Annotated in this window: 17 protein-coding genes; 3 read left to right on the top strand and 14 right to left on the bottom strand. The window is 52.2% G+C overall.

Annotated features, from left to right (window positions below; genetic code table 11):
* From CRG49_RS13855 to CRG49_RS07550, 7 genes are all read right to left on the bottom strand, one after another.
* The coding region (locus tag CRG49_RS13855) for a helix-turn-helix domain-containing protein (protein WP_157807888.1) at positions 1-171 on the bottom strand (171 nt) is incomplete at its 3' end.
* A gap of 131 nt (positions 172-302) precedes the next feature.
* Positions 303-1,526, bottom strand: coding sequence for a 3-(3-hydroxy-phenyl)propionate transporter MhpT (gene mhpT, locus CRG49_RS07575; protein ID WP_198515153.1), 1,224 nt, complete (start codon positions 1,524-1,526; stop codon positions 303-305).
* Positions 1,527-1,620: 94 nt separating this feature from the next.
* On the bottom strand, positions 1,621-3,474 hold the full coding sequence (locus tag CRG49_RS07570) for a feruloyl-CoA synthase (protein WP_095503762.1): 1,854 nt from the start codon (positions 3,472-3,474) through the stop codon (positions 1,621-1,623).
* 83 nt (positions 3,475-3,557) lie between these two features.
* A complete protein-coding gene (locus CRG49_RS07565; RefSeq protein ID WP_095503761.1) occupies positions 3,558-5,006 on the bottom strand; it encodes an aldehyde dehydrogenase in 1,449 nt (482 codons plus the stop codon).
* Positions 5,007-5,218: 212 nt separating this feature from the next.
* Positions 5,219-6,046 (bottom strand): p-hydroxycinnamoyl CoA hydratase/lyase, encoded by an 828-nt coding sequence (locus tag CRG49_RS07560; protein ID WP_095501967.1) that lies wholly within the window; start codon positions 6,044-6,046, stop codon positions 5,219-5,221.
* A 312-nt stretch (positions 6,047-6,358) separates the two neighbouring features.
* Complete coding sequence (locus tag CRG49_RS07555) at positions 6,359-7,150, bottom strand: acyl-CoA thioesterase II (protein ID WP_095501968.1); 792 nt, start codon at positions 7,148-7,150, stop codon at positions 6,359-6,361.
* Between the two features lie 125 nt (positions 7,151-7,275).
* Positions 7,276-8,541 (bottom strand): Nramp family divalent metal transporter, encoded by a 1,266-nt coding sequence (locus tag CRG49_RS07550; protein ID WP_095501978.1) that lies wholly within the window; start codon positions 8,539-8,541, stop codon positions 7,276-7,278.
* 33 nt (positions 8,542-8,574) lie between these two features.
* On the opposite strand from CRG49_RS07550, the gene CRG49_RS13155 reads away from it, so the two are divergent.
* Complete coding sequence (locus CRG49_RS13155; RefSeq protein ID WP_154143213.1) at positions 8,575-8,895, top strand: hypothetical protein; 321 nt, start codon at positions 8,575-8,577, stop codon at positions 8,893-8,895.
* Entirely contained in the window at positions 8,876-10,453 is a 1,578-nt protein-coding gene (locus CRG49_RS07540; RefSeq protein ID WP_195714673.1) for an inorganic phosphate transporter, read from the top strand. The genes CRG49_RS13155 and CRG49_RS07540 overlap by 20 nt, the downstream gene beginning before the upstream one ends.
* A 204-nt stretch (positions 10,454-10,657) precedes the next feature.
* On the opposite strand, the gene purH is transcribed toward CRG49_RS07540, so the two are convergent.
* From purH to recC, 6 genes are all read right to left on the bottom strand, one after another.
* Positions 10,658-12,238, bottom strand: a complete 1,581-nt coding sequence (gene purH, locus CRG49_RS07535; protein WP_095501970.1) for a bifunctional phosphoribosylaminoimidazolecarboxamide formyltransferase/IMP cyclohydrolase — start codon at positions 12,236-12,238, stop codon at positions 10,658-10,660.
* A 202-nt stretch (positions 12,239-12,440) separates the two neighbouring features.
* The gene (locus CRG49_RS07530; RefSeq protein ID WP_095501971.1) at positions 12,441-12,899 is read right to left on the bottom strand and encodes a GNAT family N-acetyltransferase; all 459 of its coding nucleotides are present in this window, start codon (positions 12,897-12,899) and stop codon (positions 12,441-12,443) included.
* Between the two features lie 78 nt (positions 12,900-12,977).
* A complete protein-coding gene (locus CRG49_RS07525; RefSeq protein WP_095501972.1) occupies positions 12,978-13,223 on the bottom strand; it encodes a Fis family transcriptional regulator in 246 nt (81 codons plus the stop codon).
* A gap of 41 nt (positions 13,224-13,264) precedes the next feature.
* Complete coding sequence (locus tag CRG49_RS07520; protein ID WP_095501973.1) at positions 13,265-13,891, bottom strand: LysE family transporter; 627 nt, start codon at positions 13,889-13,891, stop codon at positions 13,265-13,267.
* 314 nt (positions 13,892-14,205) lie between these two features.
* Positions 14,206-15,204, bottom strand: coding sequence for a tRNA dihydrouridine synthase DusB (gene dusB, locus CRG49_RS07515; RefSeq protein WP_095501974.1), 999 nt, complete (start codon positions 15,202-15,204; stop codon positions 14,206-14,208).
* Between the two features lie 122 nt (positions 15,205-15,326).
* Positions 15,327-18,554 (bottom strand): exodeoxyribonuclease V subunit gamma, encoded by a 3,228-nt coding sequence (recC, locus tag CRG49_RS07510; RefSeq protein ID WP_095501975.1) that lies wholly within the window; start codon positions 18,552-18,554, stop codon positions 15,327-15,329.
* 311 nt (positions 18,555-18,865) lie between these two features.
* Between recC and CRG49_RS07505 the strand changes: the two genes are divergently transcribed.
* Positions 18,866-20,251 (top strand): PepSY-associated TM helix domain-containing protein, encoded by a 1,386-nt coding sequence (locus tag CRG49_RS07505; protein ID WP_369832023.1) that lies wholly within the window; start codon positions 18,866-18,868, stop codon positions 20,249-20,251.
* Positions 20,252-20,661: 410 nt separating this feature from the next.
* Here the strand turns inward: CRG49_RS07505 and CRG49_RS13765 are convergent, their stop codons facing one another.
* A complete protein-coding gene (locus tag CRG49_RS13765) occupies positions 20,662-21,960 on the bottom strand; it encodes a VWA domain-containing protein (RefSeq protein ID WP_304528867.1) in 1,299 nt (432 codons plus the stop codon).
* Between the last annotated feature and the right edge of the window lie 127 nt (positions 21,961-22,087).

The following is a 22,087-nucleotide window of genomic DNA, read 5'->3' as shown; positions in this document are numbered from 1 at the left end:
CTGTTGTGCTTTTCGGTAACAGTAGGTTCCGTTGACGGAATGCCGTCTGATTTCCCGACTGACGGTGGCGGGATGACAACCGATGTTCTGTGCGATTTGGTTTAGGGGTAGGTTGCGGTAATGTCTGGAAATGTAGTATCTTTGGTGTGAGGTCAGTTGTGTGTAGGCCATATTGCAATCTTTCTTGTCAGGAAAGGCAGTATACTACCGCATACTGGCCTTTTCTGTTATTGGAAATTGCACTTGTTAGGCGAATGTAAGGCCTTTCTATGCTGAAGGCCGTCTGAAAACAGGCCGGGGCATTAAGCTTTGGCTTCTTGTGTTTTCTTAAAGCGCAACACCAAGATAAACGCGCTGACAAAAGCCACGGCAATCACCGGAATGGCGGCGCTGATCACGGCCGAGCTCGATTGCCCCGCGCCCAAAATCAAACCTGCCAAAATCGGACCGGCAAACGAACCGGCGCGACCGACTGCCACCGCCGTGCCCACGCCCGTGCCGCGGATGGCCGCCGGATAAAACATACCGGCCAACGCGTAGAGCGTACCTTGTCCGCCGATGATGAACATACCGCAAGCCAAAGTCGCGGCGATGATGCTGCCCAATTCGCTACCGGACGAGAGCGCATACAGCGCGGCCAGCATACCGGCATAAATCAACACCACTACGGCTTTGATATTGAGTTTGTCCAAGAACAAGCCCAACACCAGCGTACCGATCACACCACCCACGTTAAAGCCGATTTGCACATAGTTGATTTCTTCGCGACTGAAATTTTGGTTGGCAAACAGCGTCGGCAGCCAGTTGAGCAACACATACAGCACAATCAACGTGCAGAAAAAGCTCACCCACAATTGCAGCGTGCCGAAAATACGCCCTTCACCGAACAAAATATGGCCGATGGAAAAGCTGCGCTGCTCGGCTTCCAGTTTGCTTTGCAGATAGGCTTTCGATTCCGGCAGCCAAAACCAAATAATCGGCACCAACAACAACGGCGCGAAACCGCCGACGTAGAAAATCGATTCCCAGCCGAATTGCTTGGCCATTGAAATCGCCACCAGCGACGTAATGATGCCACCGGCCGGCACGCCGCAATACATAATGCTTACTGCCGTGCCGCGCCATTTCGGATTCACTGCTTCCGTGGCCATGGTAATCAGAATCGGCAGCGCACCGCCCAAACCCAAACCGGTTAAGAAACGCGCGCCCAACAGCAGCGGAAAAGAATAAGCATGCGCCGTCAACACCGACATGATGCCGAACAAAACCGTGTTGGCAATCAAAATCGGCTTACGGCCATACATATCGGCCAATTTACCGGCCAGCAATGCGCCCGGCAGCGTGCCCAACGTCGCCGCCGAAAACGCCCAACCCAACTGCCTCGGATCAAGCTGGAAGGATTCGCGCATCATCGGTGCGGCCACGCCCATCGATTGCAGGTCGAAGCCTTCCATCAGCGCCAGAATAAAACACAGTGCCAACGTGATTTTGGCACTGTTTTGTATGGTTCTTCCCTCAGTTGACATCATGTTCTCCTTTTATTTCATGTATTTATTGATTTATTTTTGGTTTGATTTTTCAGACGGCCTTATGACAAATCTCAAGGCCGTCTGAAAAAATTCACGGCGCCACAAAGCGGAGCGGATCTTCCACGCTGCCATACAAGGCTTCGATTTCCTGCGCACGTCGGTTACGCAACAAACGCTGGTTCAGATTGCCTTTATCGGTTTTCTCGCCCACGGTGCTGTCGGCGGCTTCTTCCATCAGATACAGCCGCGCAATGCGTTTCGAGCTGGCGCTGTAGCCTTTGTTGATTCTGGCCATAAAGTCCGCAAACCATTGCTGCACCGGTTCGCTCAACAAAACATCGTGCCAATCGGCATCAGGCAAACCGCTTTTGCGGTGGGTAACGGTCGGTTTCGGGAAAGCCAACACGCCGATTTCGTCTTTGCCCTCTCCCACCAACACCACGTCTTCAATCAACTCATTGCCGTGAATCAGAATGCGGTTGCGTAATTCGCCCACATTGACGAATGTACCGGTCATCAGTTTGAAATCTTCGGCGATGCGGCCGTCGTACACCAAACCGTCTTCGATGTTGTCGGGATTGAGCAGGCGCACGGCGTCGCCGGTGCAGTAGAAACCTTCTTCGTCAAAGCTGCCGCGCGGTGTTTCGTGTCGCCAATAGCCGCGCATCACATGCGGGCCGCGCACACGCAATTCGAGTTTGTCATCTGCCGGCACCAGCTTCACCTCGCAACCCGGCGCAGGAAAACCGACAAAACCGGCCTCCAAATTTGATGGCCCTGTGGTGAAGGTGCAGGAAGGCGAGGTTTCGGTCATGCCCAAACCGGCCATGATGCGGATGCGTTCACCGCAATGGGCATAGCTGATGTCGGAAAGTTTTTGCCACAAATCTTGCGACAAAGCCGCTCCGGCAAAGAAAAACAGCTTCACATTTCTGAAAAAGGTGTCGCGCAATTGGGCATCGTCTTGCAAGGCATTGGCCAGTTGCGCCCACGCCACCGGCACATTCAGATACATGGTCGGCGAAATTTCTTTCAGGTTGCGGATGGTTTCGGGGAAACGCTCAGGCGTCGGGCGGCCGTCGTCGATGTAGAACGTACCGGCGTTGTACAGCACAATGCCTAAATTGTGGCTGCCGCCAAAAGTGTGATGCCAGCTCAGCCAATCCACCAATACCGGCGGCTCGTCTTCCATCACGGCCAAGGTTTGGCGCAGCATTTGCTGGTTGCTGCACAGCATTCTGTGTGTGGTCGGCACCACTTTTGGCAACGAAGTCGAACCGGAAGTAAACAGGAATTTGGCAATATCGTCGGCCTGAATCTTTGCGTGACGCTGCTCCACTTCATCGGTGGCCGGCGTATTGAGAAAATCGTCAAATTTCAGGCAGGCATGGTCGTCTAAATCGCCGGTGGTGGTGATAATCGGTTTGTCGAGCTGGCCGCAGGCTTCCAGATGCCGTCTGAAACCTTTGCCGTCGCCCGCAAAAAACATACCCGGCGTGAGCGTGTCAATCACATAGCGCAGCTTGTCGGGGCTGTTGGCCACCAGCGAATAAGCCGGTGCCACATAGGCATGCGGCATGCCCGCTACCATCGCGCCGAAATTAAGCAGGAAGGTTTCGATGGCGTTTTCCGACAAAATCATCAGCGGCCGCTCGGCACACAATTGATACGGCATCAAGGCTTGGGCAATGTTGCGCACGGCTTGCAGCGTTTGCGCGTAGGTGTATTTCTGCCATTGGCCGTCTGCACCTCGGCGGGCGACAAACACGCGGTCGGGATATTTTTCGGCGTTTTCATACAAACGCTGCGACAAGACTTCAGGATAAGGTTTTAAGGTTTCTTTGGGATGGATGTAAAACGTGCCGCCCTCTTCGCGCACGCCCACTTCATGGCCGCCCAGCTTGACCGGACGGATGGGATAATCGAGATAAGATGTGGTGTTCATGCAGTTTCTCCTCTGCTTTGATGTTCAGACGGCCTCGTTGCGTTTGTCACTGGTTTTATTGTCAAGGCCGTCTGAATGGATGCTTAAATCGGATAATGTTTCGGCGTGCTCCGTACGGTAATCCAACACAATTCGGTAAATTCATTAATCGACGCATTGCTGCCGAAGCGGCCGTAACCGCTGTCTTTCACGCCGCCAAACGGCATCGGTGCTTCATCGTCAACAGTAGCCGAATTGATGTGGCAGATGCCGCTTTCAATGCGCTGCGCAATCGCCATCGCACGACCCAAATCGCGGCTGAACACGGCAGCCGACAAGCCGAACACGGAATCGTTGGCTTTGGCAATCGCTTCTTCATCGTCTTTCACGCGCTCCAGCGTACACACCGGACCGAACGATTCCTCGGTGTAAAGCTGCATGCCCGGCGCAATGCCGTCGAGCAGAATCGGGCTGATGGCGGTGCCATTGACTTGGTATTCGGTAATTGCTTTTGCACCTTTTTCTTCCGCATCGCGCACCATCGCCAAAATGCGGTCGGCCGAACGTTTGCTTTCCACATGAGCGATGTGGACTTGTTGGCGCGGGTCGCCGGTGACAAAACCGTCTATTTTCGCTTTCAGACGGCCAATCAAGTCGTCGGCCACGCTTTCATGCACCAACACGCGCTCAGTGCTCATGCAGATTTGGCCTTGGTTGAAGAACGCGCCAAACGCAATCGCATTGGCCGCTTCGTCCAAATCAGCGTCTTCGCACACAATCACCGGCGCTTTGCCGCCCAATTCCAACACCACCGGTTTCAAGTATTCGGCGCATTGTTTGGCGATGATTTTGCCGACATGGGTCGAGCCGGTGAAGTTGACGCGTTTTACCGCAGGATGGGCAATCAATGCCGACACCACTTCCGGCGCATCTTCCGCGCTGTGGGTCACCAAGTTCACCACGCCTTCGCCCAAACCGGCTTCGCTCAAGGTGCGCACCAGCAATTCATGCGTGGCCGGACAATTTTCCGATGCTTTCAACACCACCGTGTTACCGCACGCCAAAGGCATCGCCAGCGCGCGGGTCGCCAAAATCACCGGCGCATTCCAAGGCGCCATGCCCACCACTACGCCGCACGGCACACGCATGCCCATGGCCATACGACCTGGCACATCGCTCGGAATCACATTGCCTTGAATCTGGGTCACCATACCCGCCGCATCGCGTAGCATATTAGCCGCCAAATGCACGTTAAAACCATACCACGCGCCGCTCGAGCCCATCTCGTCGATACCGATTTTGACAAACTCTTCCGCGCGCGAAGCCAACAAATCCGCCGCTTTGAGCAAACGGTTGCGCTTTTCGCCCGGCGGCAATGCAGCCCAAGCCGGAAACGCTTTTGCTGCCGCTTCCACCGCCGCATTGGCATCCGCCGCCTTACCGGCCGCCGCCACCGTCGCCGCTTGACCGCTTAAAGGGCCGAAACGCTCGAATGTTTGGCCGTCCGCTGCCGGACGCGATTCACCATTGATAAACAAATTGACTTGATTCATGAAATTCTCCTGTTGTCTCAGGCCGTCTGAAAGGTTTCAGACGGCATCAATATTTAGATTGCTTTGAATGAATCTTTTTGTATGTTAAGGAAACTGCAACGCTTTCACAATCTGTCCCCTCTCCGCGCGGCGAGAGGGTTAGGGAGAGAGTGGCTTGTCATCACAAAGCTACGTCACTTCATCACAAAAAGTTTCAGACGGCCTATTCAACCTTATCGTTTATAAGTCTGCAAGCCCGGTTTGATGGATTTTTCATCTAAGAACTGGCGCATACCTTCCGCACGGCCGCCTTCCGGATCGCGGAACAGACACTGATCCAGCTTGGCGTACAAGTAATCTTCGTTTTGATCCCAAGTCAGCTCGCGGCAGCGTTTGAAACCGTTTTTCGCATAACGCAGCACCACCGGATTTTTCTCTAGCAGCGTTTGGCACAATTTTTCCACTTCGGCACGCAATTCAGCCAGTGGCACGCTCTTATTGACCAAGCCCATTTCGGCGGCTTGTTTGCCGTTGAAGGTTTCGCCGGTCATGATGTAATACAGCGATTGACGGTGGCCGACGGTATCTGCCATTGCCTTGCTCACCAAATTGCCCGGCGGAATGCCCCAGTTGATTTCCGACAAACCGAACACGGCTTCATCAGCAGCAATCGCCAAATCGCAAGCCACCAGCGGCGAGAACGCACCGCCGAAACACCAGCCGTTTACCATCGCAATGGTCGGTTTATTGTAAAAACGCAGCATCTGCCATTGCCATTTGCACGCTTCGCGGCGGGCTTTTTCTTGGGCAATTTCCGGCAGGCCGTCGGTTTCGCGGAAATACTCTTTCAAATCCATGCCCGCCGTCCACGCGCTACCTTCGCCGGTAATCACCACCACGCCGACATCGGCATCCTGCTCCAACACTTCCAACACATCGCCCATTTCACGGTTGAGCGTCGGGCTCATGGCATTGCGTTTGTCGGGGCGGTTGAACGATACCCACGCGATTTGGTTTTCTACGGCCACTTTCACTGTCTGCCAGCGGTTTTCGTATGACATGGTTTCTCTCCTCTATATGATTCGGGTGTTTGTTAGGACATGGCTTGAGTATAATATCAACTAAATTGACATTTCAAGCCTTGCAAATAGAATTTACACAAATCTGCCCAAAAATTAATTTAAATTTATGATTTTAAATGATTTAATTTTTACAAAATTACAGAAATGGTTGAAATATGCTTTATTTTTCATCATTTTATTATCATGTAAATTGATATAAAAAGGCCGTCTGAAAACATTCCAGACGGCTTCTTTCCCAATCATATTACTTATGAAATTATTGTCACTTAACCTTTCAGACGGCCTGAAATCTTAAGCGAAAACGGTGACGGTCTGGCGACTGATGAGCGTCAACACACCGTTTTTATCCCACATCCGCGCTTCGGTGTGGCCGTAGCCTTCCGCCGCATAATCGGTATGCACTTCGTATTGCCAGAAATCATCCAGCGTGATGTCTTGTGGCTCGTGCAGCAATTCCAGCGTCCAAGTCAGGCTGCTCATCGGCGCGATGCCGTCAATCAATACGGCAGGTGCAGGTGGGAAACCGTCGGCCAATGCCACCAAGTGCGCCAAGGTAAACTCGCCCTGTTGGTTTTGAAAACGCGTATAAGCGCCAAACGAAGCGCGTTCCGCCCCGCTAAACGCCTGCGCCCCTTGCGCCCAGCGCAAATCCAAATAATGAAGAAACGCCAATTCCAAACCGCCCAAATCACGCTGGATCGGCAAACCCTGCGGCGGCTGCCATGTCGGCGCAGGCGTTGATGCCGTCTGAACCGCTTTTGATTCACGCGCTTCGCCAAAACTGGCCAGCAACACCGCCAACACCTCACCGCCCTGTGTCAAATGCACTTCGCCCTGTACCACCGATTTCCCCACCCGCAATATGCGTGCATCCAAATGCACGGCTTCTGCAGCATTGATGGGGCCGACAAAATTTACCGTCAACGAACGCAGGCGGCGCGGTTTGTCCAAAATATGCTGCAGCTTCACCAGCATCAAAGCCGCCGTTACCCCGCCAAACAGCGAACGGCCTTGAAACCAATCCGCGCCGACGGTGATGTCGTTTTGCGTTCCCAACGCTTCAAATGCTTGATTCAAATCCATATTCTTTCTCCTGTTGTGTGCTTATTGTTTTTAAATTATATAAAGCAGATTGATATGGTGGCAATTAAAAAATACACAAAAGGCCGTCTGAAACATTCAGACGGCCTTTGTATGCTTCAGGCAACTTAACCTAAAAACCCACCCAAATTCAGCAGGAACAGCACGGCAAAACCCACCAAGTAAATCAAACCGACAATCGCCAAGGCTTCCATGCCTTTGGAGAGTTTGTGTTTTTTGTCGGCTTTTACTAAGCGGTAGTTCAACCATGCGAACACCGGTGCGGCCAAGAATGCGGAAATCATGGCAAATTTCAGCAATTCGGCCATCGCGCTGTTGAACCACAAAATCAGCGCCAAGCCGGTGCCGGCAACCCACAAATACCAGCCGAACAATTCGCCTTTGCGCACGCTGTCTTTATGGCGGATCAGGCGCACGGATTCCGATACGGCGCGAGCGTAGCCGTCAATCACGGTGATGGTGGTGCCGTACATACAGGCAAATGCGATAAACGCCACCAGCGGGCGCGCCCATTCGCCTATAGTTACGGCATACATATTGATCAACTGGCCGATGTATTTGCCGCCGGCCATTTGCACGGCTTCGCCGTTGCCGTATTGCACATACGCGCCCAACACCAGAAACACCACCGCCAACACCGCGCTGGTATAGAAACCGACGTTAAAGTCGAAAATGCCGTCGCGGTAGCTGGAAGGTTGGATCTTTTGTTTTTCCGTCACCCACAAAGAGTTAATCGCGGAAATTTCAATCGGCGCCGGCATCCAGCCCATCAAGGCGATGATGAAGCCCAAGCCCGCGAGCGTCCACGGGGTCGGCTCGATAAAATCAGGCTGCATCTGCATGCCGCGCGACATGGCGATACCGGCCGCAATCACGGTTGCCACTGCCAAGCTGGCGACAATGGTTTTGGATACGCGGTCGAGTGCGCGGTATTGGCCGCTCACCAAAATCAGCAGGCAGGAAAGCATAATCAAGGCAGCAATCACGCCGGTTTCCAAACCAAGATTCGGCAAGGCCATTTTGATAATCGCCGCCGTCACCACTGCTACCGCGCCGGTGCTGATGGTTGCGGAAACGAAACACAGCAGCGCAAACACCCATAAATAAAAGCGGCTTTTCTCGGCATAGCCCTGCACCAAGCTCTTGCCGGTATCCATGGTGTAGTGCGCGCTGAAGCGGAAAAACGGATATTTCAGCAAGTTGGTTAAGATGATGATTAAAGCCAGCTGCCAACCATACAGCGCACCGGCCTGCGTGGACGCAATCAAATGCGAGCCGCCGATGGCCGCAGAAGCCATCAAAATACCCGGCCCGAGCGCGCTCATGCGGCTGCGCCAAGTGGATGTTGAAGTGTGTGTTTGATTTTGAGCCATTTTGTTACCCGTCTTTTTCAGACGGCCTTTAAAATGATTGATTACCAACGAAAAGACTGCGTCACCCCGCCTGCTGTGCCGTTATTAGACGCACCAAAAAAGCCGCCGGTGTGGGTATGGCTGCATCCGGCCAGTACAAAAGTTAACACAGTTATCATCATCAATTTTTTCATAATAATTTGTATTTCCATCAAGTTTTCTAATTTATCGCCAAATACAACACCTTTAAAACCACAGCAATCAACAAAATTTAACATTGTCACAGAACTGTCACAAAACATCGCTAAAGTAGCAGCGGTTTCAAACAGCTTCCATTTTATTATAAGGAAAAATCATGGGCACGGCTCCTTCTGATGCAAGTGTTAAAAAAATCAATGCCATATTCGCCGCATTACTCATCGGCGCGGTCGGCTACTTTATCGTGTGGGGCATGGGCTATACCAACGGCAACCACACCATGCTGTTCTTATTGGCGACTTTGTTCGGCGTATTTATGGCGTTTAACATCGGCGGCAACGACGTGGCCAACTCGTTCGGCACATCGGTCGGCGCCGGTACGCTGACCATCACGCAAGCCTTATTGGTGGCGGCGATTTTTGAAGTCAGCGGCGCGGTGATTGCCGGTGGCGAAGTGACGTCCACCATCCGCAAAGGCATCATCGACTTAAAAGCGATGGATCTGGAGCCTATGCAGTTTGTCTACATCATGATGTCCGCCCTGCTTGCTTCCGCTTTGTGGCTGCTGTTTGCCACTAAAAAAGGCTGGCCGGTATCGACCACGCACTCGATTATCGGCGGTATCGTCGGCAGTGGTTTGTGTTTGGGTTTCTTGGGCAGCGGCTCGGATGCTTTCTCGCTGCTGCAGTGGGACCGCTTGGCGCAAATCGCGATTTCTTGGGTGTTGTCGCCGGTGTTGGGCGGTTTGGTGTCGTATGTGTTGTTTTCGCAAATCAAAAAATATGTGCTGGATTACAACACCGCTGCCGATGAGCGCTTGAAACAAATCAAGCACGAGAAAAAACTGTATAAAGAGCAACACCGCGAAGCTTTCGAGCGCTTGAGCGAACACGACAAAATCGAAGCCGCCTCGGCCATGGCGCGTGACGTACAGATTTATGAAGACCCGGATTTAGACCCGAAAGAGCTGGAATCGGCCTACTACAAAGGTTTGCATGAAATAGACAGCCGTAAAAACAGCATCGATACCTACAAAGCGCTGCAATCTTGGGTGCCACTGATTGCTTCGGTTGGCGCAATGATGATTGCTTCTATGCTGATTTTCAAAGGCTTGAAAAACCTACACTTAGGCATCGGCACAGTGGGCAACTTCCTGATAATCGGTATGATTGGTGCGGCGGTGTGGATGGCAACCTTTATTTACGCCAAAACCTTGAAACGCAAAGACTTGGGCAAATCCACATTTTTGATGTTCTCATGGATGCAAGTGTTTACCGCTGCCGGCTTCGCTTTCAGCCACGGCGCCAACGACATCGCCAACGCCATCGGTCCGTTCGCCGCGATTATGGACGTGTTGCGCACCGGTGAAATCGGTTCCGAATCGCCTGTACCTGCCGTAGCGATGCTCACATTCGGTATCGCCCTGATTGTCGGCCTGTGGTTTATCGGTAAAGAAGTGATTCAAACCGTCGGCACCAACTTGGCCGAAATGCACCCTGCTTCCGGCTTTACCGCCGAATTGGCCGCCGCTTCGGTGGTGATGGGTGCGTCGTTATTGGGCTTGCCGGTATCGAGCACACACATTCTGGTCGGCGCGGTATTGGGCATCGGCTTGGTCAACCGCAACGCCAACTGGGCATTGATGAAACCAATCGGCTTGGCTTGGGTCATCACCCTGCCGTCTGCCGCGATGCTCTCGGTAGTCTGCTTCCTGATTTTGCGTAACGTGTTCTAAGGCAGAACAAACAATCCATGCCGTCTGAAAGGGTTTTCAGACGGCATTTTTTTTTATTTTGTAGGATGGGTGTTAACCCATCATTTTCAAAACTGCTTTTTCATCACGATTCACATTTCAAAATGGCGGGTTTACACCCGCCCTACATACAACAAGGCCGTCTGAAACCTAATGGTTTTCAGACGGCCTTTCTTTCACATCACATTAATGGCGGAAATGGCGCACACCGGTAATCACCATTGCGATGCCGTGTTCGTCGGCAGCGGCGAACACTTCTTCATCGCGCATAGAGCCGCCCGGTTGGATAATCGCTTTGATGCCTTGTTCGGCAATCACATCAATACCGTCGCGGAACGGGAAGAAAGCATCCGATGCGGCACACGCACCGTTTAATTCCAGATTTGCGTCTTGCGCTTTGCGGGCAGCGATGCGGGTAGAATCCACGCGGCTCATTTGGCCGGCGCCGATGCCGTAGGTTTGGCCACCTTTGCCGAACACGATGGCATTTGATTTCACGAACTTGGCCACGTTCCACACAAACAGCAAATCATTGAGCTCTTGTTCAGTCGGCTGGCGTTTGGTCACGACTTTCAAATCGGCTGCGGTGAGTTTGTGGATATCAGGCGTTTGCACCAACAAGCCGCCGCCGACGCGTTTCAATTCAAATTGGTTCGCGCCCTCTTCCAACGGCACTTCCAATACGCGCACATTTTTCTTGGCGGCAACGATTTCCAAGGCTTCGTCGGTAAACGCCGGCGCCATCAACACTTCCATAAATTGGTTGTCGGTGATTTGTTTCGCCGTTGCGCCGTCCACTTCGCGGTTGAAGGCGATGATGCCGCCAAACGCGCTGGTGGTGTCGGTGGCATAGGCCAAACGGTAGGCATCCAAGGTGTTGGCAGCCACGGCCACGCCGCACGGATTGGCGTGTTTCACAATCACGCAGGCCGGTTGGTCGAAGGATTTTACGGCTTCCCAAGCGGCATCGGAATCGGCGATGTTGTTGTACGACAATTCTTTGCCCTGCAATTGACGGTAGGCGCTCAAGCTGCCGGCTGCCGGATACAGGTCGCGGTAGAATGCGGCTTTTTGGTGCGGATTTTCGCCATAGCGCATGTCTTGCACTTTAATCCAGCTTTGGTTGAACTGGCTCGGGAAATCGCCCGCTGCCGGCTCGCCGCTCAATTTGTCGTCGGCCAAGGCGGTCAGGTAGTTGGAAATCATGCCGTCGTATTGCGCGGTGTAGCTGAAGGCTTTGCGCGACAGGTTGAAACGGGTTTTGTCGCTCAATGCGCCGCCGTTGTTTTCCAATTCGGCAGCGATGTCGGCAAAATCAGCGGTATCGGTGACAATGGCAACGTGTTTCCAGTTTTTCGCGGCAGAACGCACCATGGTCGGGCCGCCGATGTCGATGTTTTCAATCGCATCTTCCAGCGTGCAATTCGGCTTGGCGATGGTGGCGGCAAACGGATACAGGTTCACACACACCAAATCGATGTTGCCGATGCCGTGTTTTTCCATTTTGGCGACATGCTCAGGCAAATCGCGGCGACCCAAAATACCGCCGTGGATTTTCGGATGCAGCGTTTTCACGCGGCCGTCGAGCATTTCGGGAAAGCCGGTGTAATCGGCCACTTCAATAACAGGAACACCGGCGTCTGCCAATAATTTCGCAGTACCGCCGGTGGATAAGATTTCCACGCCCAGTCGGGTTAAAGTTTGGGCAAATTCAACCACGCCGGTTTTGTCGGACAGGCTGATCAGGGCACGTTTTACGGTTGCCATTCGGATTCCTTTTTGAGTTGGGTTAATCGAAGAGGCCGTCTGAAACAGGGGCGCGACGGCGCAAATCGGTCAGGCCGTATTATCGCCTATTTTACGTTTTTTTGCAGTATCGACCGCGCTATTTTTGTGGGAATTGTAAACAATTTGCTGCAAACGATACACAACAGGCCGCCTGAAAATCTGTTTTCAGACGGCCTGTTGATTACTCGACTTTCCACGCATAATTCAGCCATTCTTTGTCTTCTGCCGCGCCTAAGCGTTGGTAGAAACGTTGTCCGGCATCATTCCATGCGGCGACGGTCCATTTGATTTGGCCGCAGCCTTTGGCCTTGGCTTCGGCATACACAGCGTGCATCAGTTTTTCACCGATTTTTTGGTTGCGGAAATTTTCGGTGATGTATAATTCTTTGATGTACACCGCCGGTTGGTTTTGCGCGGTGTAGTTTAAAAAGTAATACACCAACATGCCGCCAATCAGGCCGTCTGAATCGGCAACCAAGCAGTGAAAATCGGGCGGTTGTTTGTCAAAACCGCGCTCTTTCACGATTTGCGGTGTGATGGCAAAGCTGTCGATATAGTGTTCAAACACGGCCAAATCGCGCATAAGCGGCCACACTTGTTCGATGTCTGTCTCCTGCATGGGGCAGATGGTGATGCTCATTTGGTTTCCCTGTTTATTTGGATGGTCAACAGGCCGTCTGAAAACGCAATAATCGTTTTCAGACGGCCTGTTTTGGTTTTAATCGTCCAGCAACCCGTGCTGTAATAATTTTTTGCGCAAGGTATTGCGGTTCAAGCCCAGCATGGCGGCGGCTTTGGATTGGTTGCCGTTGCATTCGTCCATCACGCATTGCAGCATGGGTTTTTCCACTTGGTGCAGCACCATATCGTACACGCCCACCGGCGTTTCACCGGCCAAATCTTTGAAATATTGTTTTAAATTTTGCGCCACACATTGCGCGATATCGACTGTTTGCGTTTTCATCGTTTGCTCTTTTCTTTTCACATTGTTTTCAGACGGCCTCACTAGCTACCGCCCATCACTTTAATCCCCAATAATGCCAATGCGCCGCCACACACGCGGTCTATCCAATGGCCAAAACGCTGGAAACGGCGGTTGACTGCCGGCACCGACAACATCAAGGCCACCAAACCAAACCAGACAAACAGCATCAGCGTCATCCAAGCGCCGTAAGCCGCCATTTGCCACAGCGGCGTGGTCGGCGACAACACCACGGTAAACAGCGACAGCATATACACCACCGCTTTCGGGTTCAGCACATTACACAACACACCGCGCCAAATGATTTTCCACGCCGGCTCGGCTGCCATTTTTTCGGCACGAATTTCGGCCACTTCGCCCGCTGCTTTGGCTGTCAGCCCTTTGTAGCCGATATAAATCAGATACAGGCCGCCGACGATTTTAATCACGGTCAGCAAAGTCGCCGATTGCGCCACCACAGTCACCAAACCCAGCACTGAATAAATGATGTGCACGCCAAAGCCCAGCGCAATGCCCAACGCCGTCAGCAAACCTGCCGCACGGCCACGACTTAAAGATTGCTGCGACACCAACACAAAATCAGGGCCGGGCGACATGCAGGCCAAAAAATGTACGCCGGTAATGAGCCAAAAACCTTGCCAAAAATCCATGATTGTCCTTATGGGGTGTTTGATGTTTCTGACGGCATTGAAGGTGTGTCGTTGTTTATCGAACCACCCTCTCCCTAGCCCTCTTCCGCCAGACGGGAGAGGGGACGGATTCGCTAGTTTCAGAGATAGCGGAGCCAAAGAACAGCTCGATTAAGTAACCAATCTGATTGAGGCCGTCTGAAAGATTCTGTTTCAATAAAATTTCAAACGGCCAAACAGCAGTTTATCCATCAACAGTAACCTGTCCCCTCTCCCGTCTGGTGGAAGAGGGCTAGGAAGAGGGTGGCACTTTGCTTATTCGCTATTTGTATGAATCAACGATAAGCACACACCCAAGCATCGGTCTTTTCAGGTAGTTTATCCAAATAAGCCGCCAGCGCATCATACTGCGCCGCAGCGGAATCCAAGCGGTTGATTTCGCGGCGGGTTTCGATTCCTTCGGGCATGGGGTCGAGATACCAGCCGATGTGTTTGCGCGCGATTCTTAAGCCGCTTTGTTCGCCATAAAATTCGTGCATGGCGCGGATATGGGCGAGCACGGTGTCGCTGCATTGCTTCAGCGGCAAGGCTTCGGGCAGCGTGCCGTGTTCGGCGAAATGTTTCAAATCGCGAAACAACCACGGCTGGCCTTGTGCGCCACGGCCAATCATCACGCCGTCGGCACCGGTTTGCCGCAACACTTCAGCGGCTTTTTGCGGTGAAGTGATGTCGCCGTTGACCCACAGCGGTATGTTCAGACGGCTTTTGGCTTCGGCAATCAATTCGTAACGCGCCTCGCCTTGATACATCTGTGTGCGCGTGCGGCCATGCACCGCCAATGCGGCAATACCGGCATCTTCGGCGATTTGGGCGATGGTGAGCAGGTTTTGATGGTCGTCGTGCCAGCCCAAACGCGTTTTCAAGGTTACCGGCACATTCACCGCCTGCACCACTGCCTGCAAAATCTCGGCCACCAGTTTTTCATCTTGCAACAAAGCGCTGCCCGCCAATACATTACACACTTTCTTGGTGGGACAACCCATATTGATATCAATTACTTGTGCGCCAAGCTCAACATTATAACGCGCGGCTTCGGCCATCACTTGAGGCACATTGCCAAGAATCTGCACCGCCACCGTGCCGTTTTCATCGGAAAAATCGCTGCGGCGTAAGGTCTTTTTGGTGTGACGCAACTCGGGATCACTGGTGACCATTTCGCACACCGCCCAACCCGCGCCAAACTCGCGGCACAAACGGCGGAAAGGCTTGTCGGTAATGCCTGCCATGGGTGCAAGTGCGATGGGGGTGTCAATGGAATATGCGCCGATTTGCATGGTTGCCGCCGTGTTTGAAAGGGCTGTGATTGTACAATTTTTAAGCAGTTTTTCCAAACACTTTTACATTAAACAAGGCCGTCTGAAAACCGATTTCGTCTTTCAGACGGCCTCATGCCTACTTATGCTTCTTTCGATGTTGAAACCGCAATCAGCAGCGGCACCAACATTTCAATAATCAGATTTTCAAACAAGGGCGTATCCAGCGGCGATTCATCATCGTGGCCGAATACCAAAGCCACTTCGGTATAGCTACCCTGCCCCGGGTTCATTTTGTTGCCGAAATACGCACCCGCTGCAGCGGATTGTGCGGCTTCCCATTCTTGTTTTTTCAGGTAGGCTTGGGCAGCAGCCAAGCTGGTTTTGGCGAAAAACGGCAAGGGGCGGTGTTGGCCGATGTTGTAGTATTCGAGCCATGTTTGCAGGATGTCATGGGCGGTGTGGCGGTCGATTTCGGGATAGACCACGGTTTCATCGTTCGACACAAAATAGCTTTGGCCGCTTTCGCTTTCAGACGGCCTCACGGCATTGAACAACACATGCTCCAGCAGCAAGGCAATGCGCTCGGGGGCGTTAAGCTTTTTGTTGCGGAACATGATTTGGCCGCATTGATACACATGGTTCAGGCTGCCGCTTAGGGTTTGCTGATCGAATACCAATTCGTAAGCCACCGGCGGTACTTTCGGGCTTTCGAGCAAATCTTGGTCGAGCTGTTTGGCGGCGGCTTGGAAACGCTGCTGCCACAAGCTGCCCAGTTCACCGGTAGGCAACAGGCTCTCGGCATTGAGCTTGGTTTCAACGCTGGCAAAATCCTGCCGCTGCCGGCGCGCTTCCAGATACGCATCGGCAATTTTTTCGCCCTGCTCCGGCTCGAACGGCTCAGCCGATTCCCATGCTTCATCGCGATAGGGCTCGCGCCAGCCCAAGGTTTGGCGCAGCCATGCTTTGACCGGATTTTTCCAAAAGCCGATAAATTCGTTTTGCGTGACGATAGCAGGCGGTTCGGCTTCATTGCCCAAAGGTTGCTTGAAAAACGGTGCCATTTTTTCAGACGGCCTGTGTGCCGCTTCGTTCAGGGCTTGGGCGTAATCGCTGCGTGTGCTGATGAGCTTGACAGAATCTTGCAATTGGAAATAGCGCGTGGAAAAGGCTTGCAACGGATGTTGGCACACCCAGTTTGCCAGCAAATCTTTGCTGCGTTTTCCGGTCATTTCGGCGATGGTGTCGATGAGTTCGCTCAATAAGGCCGATGGCGCCAGCTCGGCATCGTTGACAATGCTGCGGCCGACATACGACAAATACAGAATCTCGCGCGCGCTGATGATGGCTTCGAGAAACAGATAGCGGTCGTCATCACGGCGGGCGCGGTCGCCTTTTTTCGGGTGTTTGGCAATCAAGTCGAACACGGTCGGCTTGGTGTTGCGCGGAAAATCGCCATCATTCAAACCCAATAAACACAATACTTTAAACGGCAGGCTGCGCATCGGCACCATGCTGCAAAAGGTCATGCCGCCACGCAAAAAACCGGCTTGGCTCTCGCTGCTCAAAAAGCGGCTGATGTGGCGGATAACGGTGTGCTGCGGCAACAGGCCGTCTGAAAACCCTGATAATGCCACTTCTTCCTGCCATTTCACCAAGGCTTGCTCGAATTGCTGCGCGGCGTATTGGTCGTCGTCGCCCAAGGCAAATAAGCCGTCGCGCAATTGGCGTATGCGTTCAATCCATTCATCGACTGTGGTGGCGGTTTGCCATGTTTGCGCGGTGTTAGCCAAGGTCTGCATAAAAGCGGTGAAGCGGCTGAACACGGCCAATTGGTTGACATCGCCGTGCCACGCGCTGACGTTTTGCCACATGCCGTCGCCGCCTGCGGGCAGCATCCAGCCCAGCACCAAGCGCGACAAAGCCTGCTGCCAAGTAAACAAATCATCCGCCGCGCCGCGCATCTTGCCATCCAAACCCCAATGCACGTTGAGTTCGGCGATGGTGTCGTGCAGCAGCGGCAAATCTTCTTCGCTGATTTCAAAGCGGTTTTGCACCAAATGGCTGTCGAGCAGCGGCAGCACTTTATCCACTTCAAAGCGGCTTTCCAGCAAGGCCAATACTTGTTCCAACGCGTAAAAAAGCGGCTGACGGCGGCTGAGCTTCACATCGGAAATGGAATACGGCAAGGCTTGCGTGCCGTCTGCCGCGCGGCCGAACACGGCTTCGATAAACGGGCTATACGGCTCGATATTCGGGGTCAGCACGGCGATGTCGTGCGGCTGCCAATCGGGATGCTCGTGCAAAATGTGCAGCAGTTGGTCTTTCAAAATTTGCAGCTCACGCAAGGGGCTGTGTGCCGACACCACGCGGACAGAGCCGTCTGAAAGCAGCGCATCGCCCTTTTCTGCCTCGTTTTCAGACGGCAGCGATAAGGTTCGAATGTCGTTTTGCAAACGGTGCAGCAAGGTCGCTTCGCCGCTGCTTGCCGTTTCGTACACCGGCGTTTCCATCTCGATTTCCGACAGAAAATCAAAGAAATCACGCCCCTGCTTGCCCAATGAAGCCAGCAGCGGATGGCCGGTTTGGCTCAAATCGACATCATCGCTGCTTTTCAAAATTTGCGCCGCTTCAATCACATTGCCCCAATGCTGCTCGCTCGGATTGAGCGCGAACACAAACACATCACAATGCTCTGAAATGGCTTGCAAAAGCTGCAAATACATCGGCGCCATAGTGGATATGCCGAACACGAAAAAGCGTTCGGGCAGGTTTTGCGGCGACAAATTGGCCAGCAAGGTTTCCCACAAGGCCACGCGGTGCGGCGCGGTTTGTCTGCCGTCGTCCAGAAAACGCCACAATTGCGCCTGCCAGATTTCGTCTTCACCCAAATCCAGCAGCTTGCCTTCCTGCCATGCATCAATCCATTGCGGACGGTACACCAAATATTGGTCAAAAATATCGGCCAATTGTCCGGCCAAATGATAATCCGCCGATTCGCCGCTGCGTAAATAGCTTTGCAACTTGTCGCGCACGATTTCAAATGCTGAGGCCGTCTGAAACGCTTCGCTGCGGAACAATGCCAACAGCCGCCAGCGCATCACTTCGGGCGAAAATGGGCTGAGCGCAGGCACGTCGGGAATCAGCTCGCGCATCAAGCGCCATGTCAAACCGGCCGGCAGACTGAATTTCAGGTTGGCTGCCACACCCAGTTCTTTCGCCAAATAGCTGCTCAAATAACGGCGCATGCCTTGACTTTGCACGATAATTTCTTCCGCCGTCAGCGCGTGTTTCAAGGGCTGAAGCTGCTGAATGCGGCTAAACAAAGCGGCGAGCGATTCGAGACGGTTGGATTGATAAAGGTAAAACATGGCACGGGCTCAAGTAGATAAAAGATGATAATGGATTATAAGGCCGTCTGAACCCTGATTGACGGTTTATTTTCAGACGGCCTCATAGATAAAATATGAAATATCAATGATAAAACAAACCTTGTTTGAAAATAAGAATATATATTCTAAATTCAGCAGAATATAGCCATATTAGCGAATAAATTTGTCTTATATCAGATTTGTTCGCATTTTTATGGTAATTGTATTCATCGCCAACCAAGCCATCACTATAATAGCCCGCTTTTAATGCAACGGGAAACCACATGACCCCCACCCCTACCGCGCCGGATATGGCGCAACCAGCCAACCGCCGTTATCTCACTGTGTGGCGTTGGCATTTTTATGCCGGCTTTTTTGTCGCGCCTTTTTTAATCTTACTGGCTGCCACCGGCTTGGCCATGCTGCTGTTTGCCAACATCAGCGGCCGCGAAGGCGAACGGATTCATGTTACCCCGCAAGCTGTGGTGCAACCTTTGTCGGTGCAAGCCGAAGCGGCGCGCAGCGCCTTGCAGTCGGAAACCGCGTCGGTGGTGCAATACATTGCCCCGCGCACCGACGATATGGTGGCAGTATTTCGGGTCAACGACGACGGCAAGGCCATGATGGTGGCGATTGATCCTTACACAGCGCAGCCAGTAAAAGTGTTTCCGCGCAATCAGGATTGGTATCATTTGATGGATGAAATCCACAGCGATATTCTGCTCGGCACGTTTGGCGATTATTTATTGGAAACCGCGGCATCGTTAACCATTTTGCTGATTATCACCGGCATTTATTTATGGTGGCGCAAACAAGGCAGTCTGAAAAATATGCTGTTGCCGAAACTCACTTCCGGCCGCTCCGCTTGGCGTAATATTCACGGCGCAGTCGGCGCGTGGATTTCGCTGATTTTATTGTTGTTCTGCTTATCGGGCATTGCGTGGGCCGGTATTTGGGGCGGTAAGGCGGTGCAGGCTTGGAGCCAGTTTCCGGCAGGTAAATGGGGCGTGGCACCCAACCCCGAATCTGATGTCGTGACTTACGGCGAGTTATTAAATGACGGTAAAACCAAAGAAGTGCCATGGGTGCTGGAGCTGACGCCCATGCCGCAATCGGGCACCACTCTAGGCACAGACGGCATTCACCCCGACGAACCGATGACACTGGAAACGGTTGACCGCTACGCACGCGAAATTGGTTTTCAAGGCCGCTATCAATTGAATCTGCCACAAGGCGAAACAGGCGTGTGGACGCTGTCGCAAGATTCGATGAGCTACGATGCCAACAGCCCGTTTATCGACCGAACCGTGCATCTCGACCAATACAGCGGCAAGCAGTTGGCCGACATCCACTACGATGATTACAACGCATTCGGCAAATTCATGGCGGTCAGCATCGCCCTGCACATGGGCACGCTGGGCTGGTGGAGTGTCGCGGCCAATGTGGCATTTTGTTTGGCGGTGATTTTGATGTGTGTCAGCGGCTTTGTGATGTGGTGGAAGCGTCGCCCGAGCCACGCCGTCGGTTTGAATCCGCCATCAAGCAAAGCAGAATTACCGGTGTGCTGGGCAATGGCATTGCCACTTCTACTGGTGGCAATGCTTTTTCCAACCGCCATCATCGCCATTGTGGTGATTGCAGTGCTAGATTTTGTACTGTTGTCACGCATTCCGGCATTGGCTAAATGGTTTAAATAAAGCAAATAAGATAAAAGGCCGTCTGAAACAAATTTGGTTTCAGACGGCCTTTTAGTTAGCTTTTATCGGCAGACAAGCTGAGGCCTTTGCAAAATCTCTTTAAACGTCCGCGAATAAAAAAACGCCGTCATTTCCGTGCAGGCGGGAATCCATTTTTCAGCATAGCAAGCTCTATTGAATAAAACAGGGTTCTTAAACGTTGAGATGGATTCCTGCCTGCACGGGAATGACGGCGTTTTTTGTTTTTTATTGGTGGGTCTGGCGTTTTATAAAGGTTTCAGGCCGTCTGAAATCTTTTTTAAATGAATAGGGTTTCAGACGGCCTTTTGGTGATCTCTATTGTATGTTCAAAATCATCCAGATAAAAAAAGCCCTGCTTTTCAGCAGGGCTTTCTTGACAGGCTAACTGATTAGCCCAAGGTTTCAATGTGGTTTTGCAACACAGATTCCAGTGTCTCACCAGCAGACAGACCTTGGAAGGTAATGCTGTTTTGGTAAGTTTGGCCATCTTTCGCCACACCGGTAAAGCTCAAGACGTGGTTCGCGTCATCCCAAACAGCGTTTTCCAACTGCTGTGGGCTAACCAAGTCGGCAAATACCACTTTATCCACGCCGGCTTCGAAGTCGGTAATCACATCGTGACCGCTGTTGCTGTTGGCCAAGAATACGAATTGATCCGCACCTTCGCCACCGGTCAAGGTGTCGTTGCCGGCACCGCCAAACAAGATGTCGTTACCAGAACCGCCAACTAAGGTGTCGTTACCACCATCGATACGGTCGTCCAGCAATTTAACCCAGTTCTCACGAACATAATCGCCAATTTGCTCTTGGGTTGCATCGCTGCCGTTGTTTTCCGTCCACTTAATGTATTCGGTCAACGCGCGGGCGCCCATACCGTCGTGTGTGCCGGCAGTATGCTGGATACCAGTAATGCCGTTTGTCCAGCTCAGGTGGTCGGTGTTGATGCTGTCGCCGATAAGGATATTATCACCTTCGCCGCCATACAAGGTATCACCAGATACCGAGTTCAACACGCGCTCAACTGTACCGCTTTCCAAAGCTGCATCTAACTCTTCGGGCGTCGATACGACTTGTGCTTCACCTGCAGAGCCACTGTAGTTTACAGGCGACTTATAGTCGGTCACAAAGCCAAAGCTATCGTATTGCACCGAATTACCTTCTGCTACGGTATTGTCAAAGAAGTTCAACATTCTTTCTTGAATACCTTGCGAGAAGCCTACTGCGTGAACATCAGACACTGCTGACAATTTAGCAAAGCTTTCCAATGCTTTATCCACGTCAGTTTGGGTCAGGTAGCCTCGGTTAGTTACCATACCGGTATTGCCCCAAGTAGTCGGCTGGCCGTCAGTCAGGAAGTAAGTTACGTTGTTGTAACCATTGCCTGATACTTGGTTAAACCAAGTCGCTGCTTCACGGAATACGTGGTCATAGTTGGTTGCCCCACCTGCTACCAAGCCTTCAATCTTCGCTACCAATTGGTCAACATTCGATTCAGTCAAGTTATTGAGTGTAATCACTTGCTTAGCAGTCGTGCCGAAGGCAAACAAGGTCACATTCAAATTACCGTCATGATCCGCAAAATCTTGTGCCAACTTCAGCAACGATTTACGGGCAATCTCGATATAGGCTTCACCAGTAGAAGTTTTGTAACTTGCCATACTACCCGAAGTATCCAAAACTACTGCGATGTTGTAGTCATGACCTGGTTTAATGATGGGGCTTAGGAAGCAAAATCATCAAAAAACCTGATAAGCTCCTAATATGAAACTAAAAAATAAGTATCAAAAGTTCAGCAAAATTTCAGAGCAAAAGTTT

This window comes from Neisseria sp. N95_16 (assembly GCF_002551535.2).
GTDB classification, from domain to species: Bacteria; Pseudomonadota; Gammaproteobacteria; order Burkholderiales; family Neisseriaceae; genus Neisseria; species Neisseria brasiliensis.
Note: the sequence above shows the minus strand (reverse complement) of the source record. Positions and strands in the feature narration are given on the sequence as shown.

Coding starts and splice junctions, on each gene's coding strand:
- CRG49_RS07550 (WP_095501978.1), bottom strand. CDS start 8,541: ATGGCTCAAAATCAAACACACACTTCAACATCCACTTGGCGCAGCCGC.
- CRG49_RS07555 (WP_095501968.1), bottom strand. CDS start 7,150: ATGGATTTGAATCAAGCATTTGAAGCGTTGGGAACGCAAAACGACATC.
- purH (WP_095501970.1), bottom strand. CDS start 12,238: ATGGCAACCGTAAAACGTGCCCTGATCAGCCTGTCCGACAAAACCGGC.
- mhpT (WP_198515153.1), bottom strand. CDS start 1,526: ATGTCAACTGAGGGAAGAACCATACAAAACAGTGCCAAAATCACGTTG.
- dusB (WP_095501974.1), bottom strand. CDS start 15,204: ATGCAAATCGGCGCATATTCCATTGACACCCCCATCGCACTTGCACCC.
- CRG49_RS07520 (WP_095501973.1), bottom strand. CDS start 13,891: ATGGATTTTTGGCAAGGTTTTTGGCTCATTACCGGCGTACATTTTTTG.
- CRG49_RS13155 (WP_154143213.1), top strand. CDS start 8,575: ATGATTGATTACCAACGAAAAGACTGCGTCACCCCGCCTGCTGTGCCG.
- CRG49_RS07530 (WP_095501971.1), bottom strand. CDS start 12,899: ATGAGCATCACCATCTGCCCCATGCAGGAGACAGACATCGAACAAGTG.
- CRG49_RS07505 (WP_369832023.1), top strand. CDS start 18,866: ATGGCGCAACCAGCCAACCGCCGTTATCTCACTGTGTGGCGTTGGCAT.
- CRG49_RS07560 (WP_095501967.1), bottom strand. CDS start 6,046: ATGTCATACGAAAACCGCTGGCAGACAGTGAAAGTGGCCGTAGAAAAC.
- recC (WP_095501975.1), bottom strand. CDS start 18,554: ATGTTTTACCTTTATCAATCCAACCGTCTCGAATCGCTCGCCGCTTTG.
- CRG49_RS07525 (WP_095501972.1), bottom strand. CDS start 13,223: ATGAAAACGCAAACAGTCGATATCGCGCAATGTGTGGCGCAAAATTTA.
- CRG49_RS07565 (WP_095503761.1), bottom strand. CDS start 5,006: ATGAATCAAGTCAATTTGTTTATCAATGGTGAATCGCGTCCGGCAGCG.
- CRG49_RS07540 (WP_195714673.1), top strand. CDS start 8,876: ATGGGCACGGCTCCTTCTGATGCAAGTGTTAAAAAAATCAATGCCATA.
- CRG49_RS07570 (WP_095503762.1), bottom strand. CDS start 3,474: ATGAACACCACATCTTATCTCGATTATCCCATCCGTCCGGTCAAGCTG.